This window comes from Protofrankia sp. CiP1_Cm_nod3, assembly GCF_982290655.1.
In genome coordinates this window covers 1-1991 of the sequence record NZ_CEVIVD010000235.1, presented here as the reverse complement: position 1 = coordinate 1991, position 1991 = coordinate 1, and the positions used below count along the sequence as shown (strand labels likewise).

Below are 1991 nucleotides of genomic sequence, written 5' to 3'. Positions count from 1 at the left end.
GCCGCGGACCGCCGTGCTGCTGGGTGCGGTGCCGCGGACCGTGTTGTCTCGGACCGCGTCTCCGCCGACCGTGGCGCTGTGTGCCGCGTTCGCGCGGGCCGTGACGCCGGCACCCGAGGTGCCGCCCCGCCCCCGGCGCCGCCCTGCTCCCTGGTCCGCGCTATGCCTTGGTTCTGTATGGCCTGGTTCTGTATGGCCTTGCTCCGTGGGGCTCCGCTCCGCGGGGCCTTGCTCCGGGAGGCCTCCGTCCGCGCGGTGTCGGTCGTGCTCCGCCGGCGGCTGGGAGCACGGCGCTGACGCGGAGGGCACGGCGAGGGTCATAACGCCAGTTTCCCGCTGTCCGGCGTCCATGCGGTGTCATGGCACCGGTTGTGGACGGGTGTCCCGCGGACGCGTCCGCTGATGGATGCGGGCACCGGCCGGACCATGACCGATGGTGACCGCGAACGGTCGTGGGGAGCCGGCCGGTACCGTCAGATCACGGCTGGCGGATGCGGCGCGTTGTTCGCCATCGGACGGCCCGCGGCATCCCAGGCGATCATCCCGCCGTCCAGGTTGCGGGCCTGCCAGCCGGCGCGGTGCAGGTAGGCCGTGACCGCGGCCGAACGCTGCCCGGAGCGGCAGACCACCACCACGTCCCGGTCGCGTGGCACCTCGTCTATACGCTCGAGGAGTTCACCCATGGGGATGTGGACCGCGCCGGCGACATGCCCCGCGTCCCACTCCTCCGCCTCCCGGACGTCGAGGAGCAGCGGCCCGACGCCCGGTGTGACCGTCGCCGGAAGTTGATCTACTGTGACCGAAGGTATCTGATCCGAGCCCACGCGGCCATCCTGCCATCTGCCCGGTATCCCGCGACGTTGCCTACCGGACAGACGACTACCGGACAGGCGGCCATCGTGCGGGCGGCCATCGTGCGGGTGGCCATCGCCGCTCAGGCGGCCGGTGAACATTGCGTGGGACATGATCCCGGGGATTTGGGCCTGCCGGCGGTGCGGGAGAGGCATGACCATTCCGTCTTTGGTCCCTCGGCCGGCCGGCTGTGGTCACGAGGGCGCTTTTTCGCCCGCGGCGGCCACGCGTGTGGTGGGACCGTGATTACCGTGGAATCGCTCGATGTCGAATCATCAGGATGCGGAGCGGACGGGCCCTGGCTCACCTGCCCGTGGTGCGGCGGGATCGTGCCGTTGGCGCACCTTGTCCCCGGGGACGACGAACCGTATGCGCGGGTAGCTGTCTGTGACTCGTGCGGACGCCGAGTCATGTTCCTCTCCCCGGCCGACCCCACGGCCTGACCCGCCCACGCCCCGTCACCGTGCTCTCGTCGGGCAGGCGGAGGAGTGCGCGAGCGGAGCGGTGGCGTGGTTCTCGTCCCCTCATCCCACGTTCTCCGCGTCACGGCTTCGCTCGGTGGCGCTGCTGGTCCGTCTGACGGGGCGGCGACCAGTGCGTGGTCGTCCTCGAGGGCTCCTCGAACGCGCCTGCCGCCCGGACGTGTCTCAGGCGGTGGGTTCGGCGCTGGCCGGGGTGGTTCCGGTGGGGGCGGTCCGCGCTGGCTGCGGCGTCTCCACCCGTACGACGTAGTCCTCGATCACCGGGTTGGCGAGCAGGGAGGCGGCGAGCTGGTCGATCCGGGCGAGGACGTCGGCGTCGGCGTCGCCGTCCACCTCCAGCTCGAAACGCTTGCCCTGGCGTACCCCGGCGATGCCGGACACGCCCAGGCGTGGCAGCGCGGTGAGTATCGCCTGCCCCTGCGGGTCGAGGATCTCCGGTTTCAGCATCACGTCCACAACGACCCTGGCCACGTCTGAAGACTGTATCGGTGCGCCGCGCCGGACCGAGCCCGGCCGGCACCGCCGGCTGACCACCAGCCCATCCCAAACCCCCACCAGACGGCCGTGCACCCCGCCTTGATCAAAGAGAGTGAGTAGACAAGTGGCTGCTGTGGCAGCCATTTGTCCCCTCGTTCGCATGATTCAACGCTTGGAGGA

General features: G+C 70.8%; 2 protein-coding genes. Both read right to left on the bottom strand.

The annotated features are described in order from the left end of the window. Positions 1-473 precede the first annotated feature (473 nt). Positions 474-824, bottom strand: coding sequence for a rhodanese-like domain-containing protein (locus tag AC5LUJ_RS23395; RefSeq protein ID WP_250282776.1), 351 nt, complete (start codon positions 822-824; stop codon positions 474-476). 675 nt (positions 825-1499) lie between these two features. Further along, the gene (purS, locus tag AC5LUJ_RS23390; protein WP_250282778.1) at positions 1500-1805 is read right to left on the bottom strand and encodes a phosphoribosylformylglycinamidine synthase subunit PurS; all 306 of its coding nucleotides are present in this window, start codon (positions 1803-1805) and stop codon (positions 1500-1502) included. Positions 1806-1991: the final 186 nt, after the last annotated feature.